Source organism: Symploca atlantica LB2515 (assembly GCF_052546295.1).
In genome coordinates this window covers 1034328-1050186 of record NZ_JBQWMT010000001.1, presented here as the reverse complement: position 1 = coordinate 1050186, position 15859 = coordinate 1034328, and the positions used below count along the sequence as shown (strand labels likewise).

Below are 15859 nucleotides of genomic sequence, written 5' to 3'. Positions count from 1 at the left end.
GAAGTCAAAAGACAAAGATATGCATCGTATTGCCGCCACACCCGGAGGTTGGAACCCTCAAGCTGAAGGTGTCATTTTCGTGGAACAGACACCTGCACCCCTTGTTTTCATTACAGCGGCTGACACAGATATTCAGACTTTAGCAGCATCTGTAACTCAATTACCCTCTGAGTTTCCCGCCTTGCGAGTAGTTAACCTCTTGCAGTTGCAGCAGCAACTAACAATCGATAACTACGCCGCAGATGTCTTAGTCCATGCCCAGGTAATTATTCTCCGCCTCTTGGGAGGACGTTCTTATTGGTCTTATGGTCTAGAAGTAATGCGGGAAACGGTGCAGCAAACAGGCGCTGCTTTGCTAGTAATACCTGGGGATGATCTTCCAGATCCAGATTTAATTAGTCACTCGACGGTAAATCTTGCCGTAGTCAACCAGTTATGGCGCTACCTTACAGAAGGCGGTGTCACAAATTTCGTCAATGCCCTTAAATTCGTTGCTGATGCCTGCTTAGGGGAAACTCATAATCCACCACCACCACAGCCAGTACCTCGCGTGGGGATCTATTCTTGGCGACTGGATGGGAATCAGGAAAAATCTTGTCCCTCATCTTCCGTATCGAAAGTTGGTGTACTTTTCTACCGTGCTCATTACCTAGCAGGGAATACCGCACCAATTGATGCCCTCTGTCAAGCTTTAAGCCAGAGACAATTAGAACCTTTGCCAGTGTTTGTTTCTTCCCTGCGTGAGGCTGATGTGCAAGCAGAACTATTGTCTTGTTTTCAGCCCAAAGATAGTCTCGGAATTGGCTTATTGCTGAATACTACCAGTTTCTCTGTAGCGAAATTGGATACGGAAACGCCGCAGTTAGAGTTATGGCAGCGTTTGGATGTGCCAGTGTTACAGGTTATCTTCAGCGGTGGCACAGTTGAGCAATGGAGTGAGCAATTTCAGGGGCTAAACCCACGGGATACGGCGATGAATGTCGCCCTGCCAGAGGTGGATGGCCGTATTATTAGTCGTGCGGTTTCTTTTAAGGCTGTGCAAACCTGGAATCCTCTGCTGGAGACGGATCTAGTAGTTTATCAGTCAGTACGCGATCGCATTGAGTTCGTTGCCGATTTGGCTTGGCGTTGGCTACAGTTACGGCAGACACCACCGCAAGAACGGCGAGTTGCTCTAATTTTGGCAAATTATCCTAATCGGGATGGGCGGCTGGCTAATGGTGTGGGGCTAGATACACCTGCTAGTTGTCTGGAGATTCTTAAGGCTTTGCAGCAAGCTGGCTATTGGGTTGAGGGGATACCAGCAACTGGGGATGAACTGATTAGACGGCTGACTACTGGGGTAACTAATGACCCAGAAGGAAGAGAGTTACGCTCTATAAGACAGAAGCTTTCTCTCGAAGTATATCATCAGTATTTTGCCACTTTGCCTGTAAAAGTGCAACAGGGGATTAGCCGTCGCTGGGGAGTCTCTTTGCAGGAATTCCCCATCTCAGGCATTCAACTTGGTAATGTATTTGTCGGTATTCAACCGTCACGGGGTTATGACCTTGACCCAGCTTTAAACTATCATGCCCCTGATTTAGAGCCTACTCATGCTTATTTGGCTTTTTACTATTGGCTGCGGCAGCAGTTTGAGGCGCAGGCGGTAGTTCATGTCGGGAAACATGGGAATCTGGAGTGGTTGCCGGGTAAAAGTTTGGCGCTATCGGCTAGTTGTTATCCAGAGGTAGCACTGGGGGCAATGCCTCATCTTTACCCTTTTATTGTCAATGACCCTGGTGAGGGTTCTCAAGCTAAGCGTCGTTCTCAGGCGGTGATTATTGATCACTTAACGCCGCCGATGACTCGTGCTGAACTCTATGGCCCTTTACAGCAATTGGAAGGATTGGTTGATGAGTATTATGAGGCTCAAAGTTTAGATCCTTCACGATTAGCGGTAATTAGCGATCGCATCACTCAATTAGTTATTCAAGAAAACTTGCATCAGGACTTGGGAATTAATCTAGAACATGAAGTTAGTGATGGGGAATTTTTAATTTTAAATTGTCTTGATGGTTATCTTTGTGAGTTAAAAGAAGCCCAAATTAGAGATGGTTTGCACATTTTTGGTCAGTGTCCCCAAGGGCGTCAGTTAAGGGATTTAATTATTGCGATCGCTCGTCATCCTGGTAATAGCCGTATTGGTTTAACTCGTGCTTTAGTTAAGGATGGGGGATGGGATTTTGATCCTTTAACAACTGACCCAGTAACAAGGTTAACAGGAAGATTTGAGGGTTTTCCAGAAAGTTTTAATGTCGGGGATGTTATTGAAGAGGTGGAATCAAAAGCGGCTGAGTTGGTAGAAAGACTAATTGAGGATTACAACCCCAGATGGACAAAGATAAACACAGATCAAGAAGATAGTTATTGTTTGTCTTTATCTAGTAGTGCGTCTAGTCAGACATCGGCGGTTCGCCAATTCCTGCAAGTCGGGGAGGTGACTAGAGGGGAATTAGCTTGGATTGGCGATTGCCTCCTCCCGAATCTTTGGCAAACTAAGCAGGAACTCAGCCAATTATTGCGAGGACTTGATGGGCGGTATGTTTCCAGTGGCCCGGCTGGTGCACCAACCAGAGGACGACCAGAAGTTTTACCCACGGGTCGCAATTTTTACTCGGTAGATATCCGGGCTATTCCCACGGAAACCGCCTGGGATGTCGGTCGCAAGGCGGCTGAGGCTGTAGTTGAACTATATACTCAAGAAAATGGCGAGTATCCTCAGACACTAGGCATTTCTGTCTGGGGGACTTCTACCATGCGTACTGGTGGAGATGATCTCGCACAGGCCCTGGCTTTGCTGGGAGTTAGACCAATTTGGGATGGTTCATCAAGAAGAGTTGTAGACTTTGAAATCCTGCCTACGTCTGTGTTGGGGCGTCCTCGTGTGGATGTGACGTTGCGGATTTCGGGCTTTTTTAGAGATAGCTTTCCTAATTTAATAGACTTATTTTACAATGCGGTGGCAGCAGTGGCAAGCTTGGACGAACTGCCAGAGCAAAATCCCCTAGCGGCTCAAGCTAAGCAGGAGACTGAGTTGTGGCTAAAAGCGGGGTTGAGTCAGGAACAAGCCGAGGAGCGATCGCAATACCGCATCTTTGGCTCGAAACCGGGGGCTTACGGTGCTGGCTTGCAGGGCTTAATTGAGGCGCAAAACTGGCAAGATGAGCAAGACTTGGCCCGTGCTTATCTTAATTGGAGCAGTTACGCTTACACGGGCAACGGTAAGGGTCATGCAGCACCAGAAGCCTTTGAGCAGCGTCTGCGACAGATGCAAGTGGTACTGCACAATCAAGATAACCGGGAACATGATTTATTAGATTCTGATGACTATTATCAGTTCCAGGGTGGTCTAACGGTGGCAGTGAGGGCTTTGACGGGCAAGAATCCACAAACCTATTTTGGTGACCATTCCCTTCCAGAAAATCCCAAGGTGCGACAGTTGCGTACAGAAATTGCTCGTGTGTATCGTTCCCGTGTAGTTAATCCTAAGTGGATTGCTGGTGTAATGCGCCACGGCTATAAAGGGGCTTTTGAAATGGCGGCGACGGTGGATTATTTATTCGCTTACGATGCTACAGCTAATTGTGTAGAAGACCATATGTATCAGGGTATAGCAGAGGCGTATTTGTTTGACCCAGCCGTGCAGGAATTTATCCAGCAAAAGAACCCTTGGGCATTGCGAGATATGGCAGAAAGATTACTAGAAGCACATCAGCGTGCTTTATGGCAATCGGCTCAACAGGAGACAATTGAGGAATTAAGAGCGATCGCGCTTCAGGCAGAGGCTGTTATTGAAGGAGATACTGATACCATTTCAGTTTAAAGAAGATTGGGATAGCAATTCGATAGGAATTCACTAAGCTCATTAAGGAACCAGCAATGAACGAACATCACTTCCACGATGAAATCTCTCTTGCCACAGAAGCAGAAAAGTGGGCAAAAAAAGCCATGGAGTTAAAACTTATCCCTGGTTTTATCATCCATTTTTACCCTGATAGCTGGCAATTCTATATTTCTAACGACAAGCAAGCAGAACCTTTGACTCCAGAAGAGGCGTATTTTCATTTCAAACAACTCGTTGATCAAGCTAGTCAGTAACCAAGAGTACGTCTCTTTAGTGCTTAACTTATGCAAGATTCTGACTCAGTAAAAGCCTGGTGTAGTGAAATCACAACTTCCTACACCTTAGAACAAAGAAAACAGTGGTACAGTGTAGTTGCTCATGCCTATAACCAAGTTAGACCACGCTATCCTCAAAAGCTAATTGATCGCGCTGTTGAATTAACCCAAATTCCTCCTCAAGCTACCATTCTGGAGATAGGATGCGGCCCAGGGATTGCCACTGTAGAATTTGCTAAATTAGGCTTCTCAATGGTTTGCTTAGAGCCAAGCCAAGAAGCTTGCCAACTAGCACAAATAAATTGTGCCGCATATCCTAATGTCAAGATTATCAATACTACTTTTGAAGAGTGGCAGCTAGAACCTAACAAATTTAATGCTGTTCTAGCAGCGACTTCAATTCATTGGATTACACCGGAAGTTAGGTATCAAAAATCTGCTGAGGCTTTGCAAGATAATGGTTCTTTAATTTTACTGTGGAATACCCCACCGCACCCCAATGATGAAATTTGTCATTTATTAGATGAGGTTTATCAAACCTATGCGCCATCTATTCCCAAATCTGTCAGATATCAAGCAAGAGAAACTCATCAAGCAAACTTTCAAGAAATTGGACAAGATTTCCTTAACTCAGGTTTATTCCAAGATTTAAGATCTGAACATTTGGTGTGCGAAACTACCCATAGCATTGATGATTATCTGCTACTCTTGAGTACCATGTCACCCTACATGAAGTTAGACCTTCAACAACGAGACGCTTTATTTGCCAATTTAACAGAAGTGCTAGAAAGACACTCTCCAGGAAGTCTCCAAACTGCATATCTTTCCGCTGTGCAAGTTGCCCAAATTAAGCGCAATTAAGGAAGAATTTATGTTGCTGTGTGTCATCCAGTAACGGCTTCGAGAACTCTAATTCTTAACTTACAATCGGACAAAAAAAGACAGCACCGGGAACTTTGGTAAGAAGATTTACCCACTAACAAATTTTAGCTACTGGGCATTTCCAGTTTGAGTATTTGACCAACAGATATGGTACGAGTGTGGGTTTCCACAACGATAGCACCTTGGTGTCGAGGGTCATAACATCCCACCCAAGCGGCTGCGTGACATTCATGAACTAAGTAGGCGTACAGCCAAATCGGCCCTTTGCCTTCAATGACAATTCCTTGACTGAAGTCAATACCAGATGGCAGTTTCAATCCCTTGAGATCTTCTGGCTCAATAATACCGTTCTCGTCGGTAATCTGGAGGCGGAGGTGTTGGTAGGTAAGCCCGTCTTGAGTCTGATGGGGATAATAGTTGAGTTGAATAGCGCTCATTTAGTTTGCTAGAAATTATCTGTAGTGGTTCCCAGTCTTTTGGATATCTAGAGTGATTAGTTCCTGTCAGTCCTAAGAAAATAGGACTTCTACTTCTCAAACCAACCCTGGCAATCGCCTGTAATAACTAAGGTATGCGGGGTTTTTTCCTGTCCAATAGTATCAGGCATCGAGAGCAAATTCAGTCGAGGCGGTAATTGTGCTGGTTAATTTCGCCTTTGCAAGCACCGCCATAGGCATAGAAGTTTTTTGCCCGTTCCATGTAATAGCGTATCAGACATTGGAAGTACCCCCTTCCGACGGTGTGCCATATTGAGACGGAATTTGCAGGAGATGGATAAAGTTACTCCCTGAGCTATTGACAAAAGTCATCAATTCCTTTGCTAGTTAGACTTTTGGGGGAAATTTAAATGTTGATTTCGCACATTGGTAAATTATGCCCGATTTTGGGAACTTTAAAGATGGACGGATTGAATTTTGTTAATTAGTGATTACCTACAGTAGTGCTAAAGCGATCGCATTTCCAGTTGTATGTATGTCTATCCTCTGCTTATTGGAAGTTTATCTAGCAAGTTTTTATGATGACAAGTTCTCAAGTTGCTCTACAAGTCGTACAGCAAGCCATATTAGTTTTGGCAAAATGGGCAAAAGCTGATCTACCAGAAGGATGTCAGTGTCCAGATGATAATGATGCGATCGCACGAGCCAAAAAACTCTTGTCTTGGCCCGAACTTAGTACACAACCACAGGCTTTACGGCTATTATTTGACACAGTGAAACTATCGCACGGTCAAAAAGATAATTACTATTGGCCTGAAAGTTCTATTGAAGCAGGTGAAGACGATTACCCCAAAATACCTTATCCACAGTCAAAACCACCAACTGAAGCAGAGCTAGAAAATTATAAAGAAGAGATTAAAAAAGAACTCGACAAACTCAATAACTCAGACTGGGAAAACCTCTCTCTACTGACCCTTATTCTAGAGAAATACGGCTCTCACCTCAGTTTTGGGGAAGATGATATTGCCTTAATTGATATTACCCGTACCACTGCTGCTGTAGCAGCTGCTCTTGCAGATGAACCTGATGCTAGTCATCTAACCTTAATCGCAGGTGATTTATCGGGAATTCAAAAATTTATTTACACTATTTCTTCTGATGGTGCGCTTAAGTCTCTTCGTGCGCGGAGTTTTTACTTAGAGTTGGTAACAGAAGAAGTAGTTCAGCAGTTGCTGGAAGTATTAGAGTTACCACGTACAAATGTTATTTATGCTGGGGGTGGTAATTTATATATTCTGGCTGCCAATAACGAAAATGAGCCAAATAAAACTATTGCCACTATTCGCGATCGCTTTAACAGGTGGTTTAGAACAAGCTTTCAAGGTAAGCTATTTTTAGCTCTAGATTATTTATCTCTACCTACTGAATCTGTAGGAAGAAAAGAATTTGCAGAATACTGGAAGCAACTACCTAAGAAACTAGCTGAACAAAAGCTACATAAATTTAAAACTCAAATCAGTGACTTTTTGCAATGTAGTCCAACTTATGAACCTTGCCGAGTTTGTCATCGAGACGATTTACCTAGTCTTAGACCTCTGAATGAGAAAGAGCCAGATTCTTCTCCTGCTTGTTGGATGTGTCGCACTATGTTTAAGTTAGGTGATCGCTTACTAGAAGTAAAAGCAATTGTACGTTCTTACCGTTCTAACTTAAAAAGTAAGTTAAAGATTGAGGGTAAATTAGAGAGATTATCTTTTCAGGGTTGTTACTATTATCTATTTGAAGAATCAGCTCAGGCATTAGATTTTAGTGATGCTGAGGCAGTATATTTGATTAACGACTGGAAAGTAGATAACTATCGAAATGATAATGCAGTACCTCTGCTACTAGGTAACTACGGACAAGTTATTGAAGTAGAAGAAAGTGAAATAGAAAATAGGACACACTACATAAGAGCTGGCGAAATGACAGAGACAGCCAAAGGAATCAAGCGAGTAGGCTATTTGCGGATGGATGTAGACAAACTTGGACAAATTTTTGCTAAGGGGTTAGGTGATAATCAAACCTTACCGAGATTGGCTGGACTTTCTCGACTGATGAGTTATTTTTTCAAAGTCTACCTTAACAGTCTAGCCAAATCTCGCCAAACCAATTTTCTGGAACAACGTCAAACAGTTGAGGTTTTGAAAAAGACTAAATATCTGAGTGAAGATGATCGCCTTAATTTATTATTTATTTATGCAGGTGGCGATGATCTATTTGTTAGTGGTTCCTGGAATGAAGTGGTAGAATTTGGCTTTGATATTTACCAGTGCTTCCGCGCCTTTACTGGATATCATCCCGATATTACTCTTTCTGGTGGTATCAGTTTAGCTGGGGCAAAATTTCCTCTTTATCAAGCGGCTGCTGAATCGGGTAGAGCGGAAGATGCAGCTAAAGATAATGGTCGTGATAGTTTAGGATTATTTGGTCAAGTATTTAAATGGGATGAGTGGTTAGGCACCGCAGATTTAGAGGTAATTGACTCAGAGATTCAAAAATATCTTAGTCCGGAAACTCAGCCCAACTTATTTGGAATATTTCCCTTTGTCGAGTGGCTGGAGAATCAAAAGATAGAAGTTAACTACTCCCGTAGTTTTGTGCGTAATCTCCTAGCCACAGCACAGATACAAGAGCAAATGAGTAAAGATATTAAGGAGAAACGAAAGGAAGAACAGTATACAAATCATCTCAAAGATATTCGCTACTTCCTACATCTACCGAAAATTGCTTACACTTTAGCTAGATTACCTAAACATGTGCTAACTAATGAAAGTTTCGAGCCAGTTAGGATATCTTTGAAGAGTCCTTATAACGCACCCTATTTTCGTGCGATCGCTACCTGGATAGAACTTCTTAATCGTTCGTCTACTTAGGACTAAATCTATGGCTACAACTTCTACTATACCAAAACTAAGCTTTGAAGAATACTTAGCTTATGACGATGGAACGAATAATCGCTATGAATTAGTGGATGGAGAATTAGTTATCATGAACCCACCTACAGTTCGCCATGCTCTAATTATTCGTCTGCTCAATAATGCTTTTGAATCCGAAATTGGTAGGCTCAATTTACATTGGGTTCCGTTACAAGGAATTGGTGTACGAACCTCAATTAAAAGGTCTAGACTTCCAGACTTATGCGTAGTGGCCATGGAGCAAATTCAGGAATATTTAGATGAGTCAGCCGTCATTGAATCCCCTGCATTATTAGCTGTAGAGATTGTCAGTCCTGAGTCAGTAACCAGAGATTATCGCTTCAAGCGGTCTGAATATGGTGCAATCGGCATTCCTGAATATTGGATTGTTGATCCAGCTGAAGAGAAAGTGACAGTTCTGTTATTAGTTGAAGGATTGTATGAGGAGACGGAGTATAGAGGAGCAGAAAAAATCATCTCTCAGACTTTTCCAGAACTTGAGTTAACTGTTGCTCAGGTTTTGAAGGTATAAAAGCTGTAGTTTATTTGTAGGCGATCGCTACCTGGATAGAATTACTTAACTCAACCATTTTTAAACTATGCAAAAACGACAGAATAAAAAACAGATTTTATCCAAGGACAGTTCTCCTAAGCAACTGGCAGATAGTGGCAAAACCAATTTAGGAGTAGACAACAGTAAAGAGATTATCAAGACTATCAAAGATTTACCAGGAGAACTGCAAACCTATCCGATTCGCACTCTTGTTGAACAGGCTGAAATTTTTGGTTTATACCTGAAGAAGCAAAACTTGAAAACTAATCAGATTCGGAAGTTTCTAGATGCCATTAACCGCCTGAAATTTGAACTATCTCAAGGAGGTAAGTTTTCCAAAATTGAAACAGCAGTAATTATGCTTAAACCAAAACTGGTTTATGCAGCTAATCGTGCAAATGCTAATAAAAGTCAAACCGAGGCGATTAAGAAACTTGGAGATGTCCTCAGCGCAGCAATTGACAAACTTAAGAAAGAGGTGAAAACTCCTGAAGACCTAGAAAGTTTCAAAGAAGATTTTGAACGTTTAGTCCAGCTAATCGAATCAATCATTGCTTATCACAAAGCAGAAGGTGGAGAGTAACTATGCCAGCATCACTAGAACAAAAACCATTACTTGGTAAATTTCGCCTCAACAGCACCCTAGTGGTTGAAACAGGTTTGCACATCGGCGGCGGTGGCGAAAATTTAGATATCGGCGGACTAGATAAACCAGTAATTCGTGACCCATTGACACAGCAACCCTATTTACCTGGTTCGTCAATTAAGGGAAAACTACGTTCAACTTTAGAACGTTTGTTGAGGAAACCTCTAAATCGTGGTGGTGGAAGTGGTACTTATCGCTATGAAAGTGATGACATAGAAGATGGCTACACAGAAATTGAGAGACAGTTAATTCCTTATGAAGGTGCTAAACATTGTCAGATTAGCCGCCTGTTTGGTTCCACTGGTACTAATTGTTGGATTAAATCTTCTGTTGCAACAGAACAAGGATTGTCAGGAAATGGTAATCGCACTATAAACGACGAAGAATACACCAAAATAAAAGGACGCAATGCACCTGCAAGATTAATTGTTCGAGACTGTCATCTACTAAATGACTCTGCACAACAGCTAAAAACAATTGACACCGGACTATACATGACTGAGTGGAAATTCGAGAATGGCATAGACAGGGTGACAGCAGCAGCTAATCCTAGACAACTAGAACGAGTACCAGCCGGTTCAAGGTTTAAATTTGAGATTGTCTACACTGTCGAAAACGCAGAACAAGCAGTTGAAGATTTACAGAATTTAGCGATCGCACTTGCCATTTTAGAGGATGATGCTCTCGGTGGACATGGTTCTAGAGGATATGGCAAGGTCAAATTCGAGAATTTTGAGTTTTCCTATCATGATTTTGATGCCTATCGCCGTCAGCTTGAAGAAGGAAATACTGATTTCGAGAGTTTAATTACATCATTTTCACAGCCTGTAAACAATACTGAGGAATTACTCGGTAAGTTTGATGCCATTGGCAAATTGCTTACAGGAGATACACAGTGATTACCTGGAAATTAGTCAGACTCAATTTTGAAAAGAATCCCGTCCACTTTGGCGAACTAGGTATTGGTTTAGAAGAAACAGCAGAAAGAGTAAGTTCTGATACTCTATTCAGTGCTTGGATTAATGCCTATGTTCGCCTCTTTGGCGGTAAGGCAGTCGAGAATCTGTTACAGCAATTTCTCAACTCTCCACCAGTGCGGATGAGTTCGACTTTCATCTATCGGCAACAAGGTGATGAGTTTACCTACTACCTCCCTCGTCCTTTAGCATTTCCCCGCAGCTATCCAAAAGACAATGACCTCGCTTTTTTCAAAACTTACAAAAAGCTAAACTATTTACCCCTGAAAGTTTGGCAGCGATGGTATCAGGGAGAAGGATTTACCAAAGGGGATGAAGGAAGCGATCGCACAGAACTAACAGAAACTACTTATAAAAGTAACGCCAGTGGAGACTTACATGATGCTGGAGTCTTTGATTACGGTTCTACCTTCAAAAAACACCAATTACCAAAAGTTGCCGTAGACCGGGTTACTAGAGCCACTAACTTTTATCATACTGGCTTTGTGCATTTTGAAAATGAGCAAAATGAGAATGGAGACAAAAAGCATTCTGGTTTGTATTTTCTTCTGCAATTTCCCGAAACAGATGAAGATTTAGAAAACCGCCTTCATACTGCACTCAATTTATTAGGTGAGGAAGGTTTGGGGGGAGAACGTTCTAGTGGTGCTGGCAGGTTCAAGGTTGATTGTTGGTCAGACTTGCCATTTAATTGGCGAGAAGTAGCTGAATTTAAGGAAGGAAACAGCCACTGCTTAATTAGTCTATTTTGGCAAAAATCCCTATCCTCAGAATTTCTTACAGATTCCAGCTACGAAATCATAGAACGTGGTGGCTGGATTGGTTCTCCTTTCTCTGGACAACAATTGCGGCGTAAAAAAGTGCGGATGTTTGCCGAAGGTTCTGTTTTCTCCTCACCTCCCTCTGGACAACTAGCGGATGTCACACCAGAACGTTTCAATACTCACGCCATTTACCGCAATGGTATTAGCCTCAGTCTACCTATTTTGATTGACCAACCTTCCCATCAAAATAGCAAGACGTAAATTGTCAGATTTAAGTTATCAATATTATGACTACTTCTGCTCAAACATCTCTTACCAAACCCAAGGTTTATGAATCAAAAACGATTCAGTTAACCAGTCATATGCTACACATCGGTTCCGAGGTTTCCCGCCTCAATCCCTTTGAATATGTCCAAACCGCCTCTAAAGTTTATCTTCCCAATCAAGAAGCACTTGCTCAAGCATTACAAAAAAAGGGAGGAAGCTTTTTACAAGATTATATAGAAGCAATTGAAAATCAGCGTCCGATTGAAAGTCTGCTCAGACAAGCTTTTGGCGAGAATTGGACAAAGGCTAAATCTCCTGAAGGGGTAGAAATTTTCCCCGATGTTTGTTCTAAGTGGATGCAGCAGGAAAATCAGCAAGTTACCGATTTACGTCCGATGATCCGCAATGGGATGGGACAATTATACATCCCTGGTTCTTCAATTAAAGGGGCTATCAGAACTGCGATCGCTTATTACCTGCTTAAACATGCAGATAAATACAAAGTTCCCTCTTCTCAGCGAGTCAGCGAGATTGAGCTTAAATTGAGGGAAAAACTTAATGCAGGAGAATTTAAAAACAATTGGAAGCAAAAGTTTGCCGATGATGAGCTATTCATGGATAACTTATTTTCTAATTATTCCCTGTACTACCAAGACAAAGAGAGAAAGACGAAATCAATACAAAATACAGATATTTTACGAGCAATTCACGTTTCTGATTCTCAGCCACTACTAAAATATAAACTCACTAATAAAAAAGGAAAGTCACTTTGGTTTAACGTCCCTGTTGTAGCCGAAGTAATTGTCTCTAGTCATTTTCTTCCAGATTGGCAGGCTAAGTACAGAGCGACGATTTATGCTGAGATAGTGTACAACGTCAGGACTGAATTTACCCTTACCCTGGATAAAGAAATGCTCAAATGGTTTCGCCATCGCCAGGGGATGAAGTTACCTTTCCAAAATCTCGACGAACTCCTTAATATTTGCCAAGAATTTGCCCAAGCACAATGGGATAGTGAGGTTAAATACTGGGAAAATATTGGCAATAATCGCCATCAAGGAAAATATCTCAACTTCGATTTAGTTTGGGAAAGGTTTTATTCAAAACCTCAATGTCCCTATAGCTTAAGACTTGGCTGGGGTAGTGGCATGTTGGGAACTACAATTAACTGTCTGTTCCAAGAAGAAACTAAAGCAGAGTTAAGAGATGCTTGCGGAATTGCTGCACCCAATTTTGAAGCACCAAAATCTCGCCGTACTATCGTCAACTCACAAGGAGAAATTAGCTATGTACCAGGATGGGTGAAATTTAAATTACAGAGATAAGTAATCTATGTTTACCTGCGGTTGATAAAATCTAACATATCGTTATACCCATGCTAATTCGTTCCACCTGGACATTAACAACAAATGAAACAGCAGTTTTACCTCGCCCTTATGGTCTAGAACTGGTAAAAGTACTACACGAAAAGCTAGGATTAGTACTAGGTAGCGAGGTAATTCCTTCTGTAACTTTTTCAGGATTAAACGGTTGCTGTTCCCGTTCTGGTGATTTCCTCAGTTTCCATCCAGAGGAGTTTTACCAGTTATCTTTGTCAGGATTAGAGGAAAAAGCGGCAAAAGCGATCGCTTCCCTTGACTTATCGGACAGTCTAGCGTTTTTGGGAGCTAGGTTTAATCTAATTAATCGTGAAGATGAAACTACTAGCTACGAGCAACTCTATACTAAGTTAGTAGCAGAGGAACCTGAACCTGTCAGACAGTTTGCATTGCAGTTTCTCTCCTCTACCTCTTTTTCTCAACAACGAACTCATTTACCTTTACCCGTACCTGCTTTAATGTTTCGTAGCTGGTTGGAAAAGTGGAATAACTTTGCTCCAGTTTATTTGGGTGGGGATGAGTTAGTTAGTTACTTGAGTAGTACCATCAGAGTTAAGCGTCATAGAATTCAAACTCGCACCTTTCAGCTACATCGAGGATACATTACTGGTTTTACTGGAGATGTAAAGCTGCAAGTTTCTTACAAAGTTGAACCTTTATTAGCTAATGTCGCTAATTTGCTGATTAATTATGCTTCCTTTTCTGGAACTGGGGTTAAGACTCGGTTGGGAATGGGGCAAACAGATGTTGATTTAGAAAATTAAAGGATGAAGTATGAAAGCGATTTCTTTTCTTGGATTCACTAAATATCAGGACACTACTTACCTTAACCCAATTAATGGGAAAGGATTCACGACTCCTTTTTTTCAAGAAGCATTAGTGGAGTTTTACCAACCTAAAACTCTCTACGTCTTGCTAACCAAGACAGTAGAAACATGCATTCCTAGAGGAGCAACAGAAACAAATTGGAGTAGTTTACAAAAACTTCTGGCAGACAAAGTAGATTTACAACCTATCTATAATGTACCTCAAGAAAATAGCACAGATGATATTTGGAAGCTCTTTGAAATATTGACTAGCCGCTTACAGCCAAATGATCATGTAGTATTTGACATCACACATGGTTTTCGTTCTTTACCTGTGTTAGCTTTGATCGCCGTCAGTTATCTGCGCGTGGTACGCAATGTAAAAATTGAAGGACTTGTTTATGGTGCATGGGAAGCTAGGAACAAAGAAACCAATGAATCACCTACCTTTGATTTAATGCCAATTGTCAGTTTACTAGAGTGGACAACTGCAACTGACCAATTTATTAAAACAGGTAATGGACAAGCGTTAGCTAGTTTGCTACATAACAGTAATACCAAAACTGAGCATTTAGCAACCAGTATCAATGATATAGCCCAAGGTTTACGACTTTTACGACCAATGGATGTAATGCGAGAAGCTGCTTCGTTACCTAATCATATTGCAGAAGCAACCCCTATTGTTTCCAAATCAATACCACCATTTGCTACTTTGCTGGGGCGTGTAGAAAAAGATTATGGCAACTTCGGTTTGGCAAACCCAGATGAGCACATTCTTACTGCTAAAGCATCTCTGTTGCGACAACTTGAAATGGTTAAATGGTATGCAGAGAAGGGGCAAACTGTTCAAGCTTTATCTATGGCACGAGAGTGGCTACCTTCACTTTTATGTTACCACTTCAGCCTAGATCCACAGGTTGAAAAACCAAATCGAGCTGAGATGGAACTCCTGTTAGCTGGAGGTAAATTAAAAGATCAAGATGGTAATACAATTCAAGAGTCACTCTATTTAGAGCAATGGTCAAATATTCAGAAAAATCGAAGAAAACAATTAAATAATCTTTGGGGAGGTCAGTTTAATTTAGCCAATTTGCGTAATGATGTACTACACTCAGGTTTCCGCAAAAAACCTAAAAGTGCTGAAGATATCGTTCAGCAAACAAAAGAAATCGTAGAAGAACTTCACGCAATAGCATTGGTATGGGGTTTAGTACAAGATGAAAGTTAGTGAACTCTTCTCCTGCACCAATGCGAACTTTCACTCACTATTGAGGTAAAAACCTAATTATATCCTGAATTTTTCCAGAATTAACCCTGTATGTTGACCAAGTATTAAACGCTTAATTGTGATGTCAATGATGACTGTCAGTAGTTACAAGAGTATCGGTGGGGTTGTCAAAGAATTTAAGATTAAATACACCGAAACAGACTTCATCGTCGAAACAGAATTCAACATCCCTGACCATTTCTGAGAAGACCTGCAAATAGTTATGAGAGATGGCATTGTAGATAACTCAAAATTCGCCATCTCGGAAAACCTGATTTATCCAGTACTGAAAGAAGTTTGAAAACACTATCACAGTAAGTTTGTTTTATGGAGTCACCAGCTGCTGCTCTATGATGATAATCTTTCAGTTTTCCCTGAGTATACCTTGGCTAAGCGTTCTTTCTTAGGAAAAGTCGTCTTTGACAAACCTTATTTATTACTAGTAGAGGCTAAGCAAGACAAATCTGATCAAGCTTTGGGAAAATGCTTAGCCGATCTGATAACAGCGCAACGACTGAATGAAGATCCACAAATGACCGTTTTCGGGATTGTTTATAACAGTAATCGCTGGCAATTCGGCAAGCTGTCAGTCAAGAATTATACCCGAAATATTATTCTTTACAGCATTCAGGAGCTAGATAAATTATTTGCTGCTGTTAACTATATTTTCCTCCAGTGTAAATTGCAACTGGAGGAGAAGTTAGCAACATAATTTTTTAAAACAGGAAAGAAAGCCAATTTTATTGTATCTATTTAGAAAAGT

General features: G+C 41.4%; 12 protein-coding genes and 1 pseudogene. 12 read left to right on the top strand and 1 reads right to left on the bottom strand.

The window, feature by feature from the left end; translation table 11 throughout:
• Nucleotides 1-19: 19 nt before the first annotated feature.
• The 3 genes from cobN to ACT7WV_RS04460 are packed head-to-tail and all read left to right on the top strand — an operon-like array spanning nucleotide 20 to nucleotide 5022.
• Nucleotides 20-3865 carry a cobaltochelatase subunit CobN gene (gene cobN / locus ACT7WV_RS04470; RefSeq protein WP_445101746.1) on the top strand — a complete coding sequence of 1282 codons (3846 nt, stop codon included), beginning with the start codon at nucleotides 20-22 and terminating at the stop codon, nucleotides 3863-3865.
• Nucleotides 3866-3921: 56 nt separating this feature from the next.
• A complete protein-coding gene (locus ACT7WV_RS04465; protein WP_445101745.1) occupies nucleotides 3922-4140 on the top strand; it encodes a hypothetical protein in 219 nt (72 codons plus the stop codon).
• Nucleotides 4141-4170: 30 nt separating this feature from the next.
• On the top strand, nucleotides 4171-5022 hold the full coding sequence (locus tag ACT7WV_RS04460) for a class I SAM-dependent methyltransferase (RefSeq protein WP_445101744.1): 852 nt from the start codon (nucleotides 4171-4173) through the stop codon (nucleotides 5020-5022).
• Nucleotides 5023-5147: 125 nt separating this feature from the next.
• On the opposite strand, the gene crn3 is transcribed toward ACT7WV_RS04460, so the two are convergent.
• Nucleotides 5148-5480, bottom strand: a complete 333-nt coding sequence (crn3, locus tag ACT7WV_RS04455) for a CRISPR-associated ring nuclease Crn3/Csx3 (RefSeq protein WP_445101743.1) — start codon at nucleotides 5478-5480, stop codon at nucleotides 5148-5150.
• A gap of 578 nt (nucleotides 5481-6058) precedes the next feature.
• Here crn3 and cas10 point away from each other — a divergent pair.
• From cas10 to ACT7WV_RS25810, 9 genes and pseudogenes are all read left to right on the top strand, one after another.
• Nucleotides 6059-8395: a type III-A CRISPR-associated protein Cas10/Csm1 gene (gene cas10, locus ACT7WV_RS04450; protein WP_445101742.1), complete on the top strand. Its 2337-nt coding sequence runs from the start codon at nucleotides 6059-6061 to the stop codon at nucleotides 8393-8395.
• Between the two features lie 10 nt (nucleotides 8396-8405).
• Complete coding sequence (locus ACT7WV_RS04445) at nucleotides 8406-8969, top strand: Uma2 family endonuclease (RefSeq protein ID WP_445101741.1); 564 nt, start codon at nucleotides 8406-8408, stop codon at nucleotides 8967-8969.
• A 67-nt stretch (nucleotides 8970-9036) separates the two neighbouring features.
• A complete protein-coding gene (gene csm2, locus ACT7WV_RS04440; RefSeq protein WP_445101740.1) occupies nucleotides 9037-9573 on the top strand; it encodes a type III-A CRISPR-associated protein Csm2 in 537 nt (178 codons plus the stop codon).
• Between the two features lie 2 nt (nucleotides 9574-9575).
• Nucleotides 9576-10535 (top strand): type III-A CRISPR-associated RAMP protein Csm3, encoded by a 960-nt coding sequence (gene csm3 / locus ACT7WV_RS04435; protein ID WP_445101739.1) that lies wholly within the window; start codon nucleotides 9576-9578, stop codon nucleotides 10533-10535.
• Complete coding sequence (gene csm4 / locus ACT7WV_RS04430; RefSeq protein ID WP_445101738.1) at nucleotides 10532-11638, top strand: type III-A CRISPR-associated RAMP protein Csm4; 1107 nt, start codon at nucleotides 10532-10534, stop codon at nucleotides 11636-11638. The genes csm3 and csm4 overlap by 4 nt, the downstream gene beginning before the upstream one ends.
• A 26-nt stretch (nucleotides 11639-11664) precedes the next feature.
• Nucleotides 11665-12969 carry a type III-A CRISPR-associated RAMP protein Csm5 gene (gene csm5, locus ACT7WV_RS04425; protein WP_445101737.1) on the top strand — a complete coding sequence of 435 codons (1305 nt, stop codon included), beginning with the start codon at nucleotides 11665-11667 and terminating at the stop codon, nucleotides 12967-12969.
• Nucleotides 12970-13019: 50 nt separating this feature from the next.
• The gene (gene cas6 / locus ACT7WV_RS04420) at nucleotides 13020-13787 is read left to right on the top strand and encodes a CRISPR system precrRNA processing endoribonuclease RAMP protein Cas6 (protein ID WP_445101736.1); all 768 of its coding nucleotides are present in this window, start codon (nucleotides 13020-13022) and stop codon (nucleotides 13785-13787) included.
• A gap of 10 nt (nucleotides 13788-13797) precedes the next feature.
• Nucleotides 13798-15057: a TIGR02221 family CRISPR-associated protein gene (gene csx2, locus ACT7WV_RS04415; protein WP_445101735.1), complete on the top strand. Its 1260-nt coding sequence runs from the start codon at nucleotides 13798-13800 to the stop codon at nucleotides 15055-15057.
• A 130-nt stretch (nucleotides 15058-15187) separates the two neighbouring features.
• Nucleotides 15188-15808: pseudogene (locus tag ACT7WV_RS25810) on the top strand (hypothetical protein).
• Nucleotides 15809-15859 lie beyond the last annotated feature (51 nt).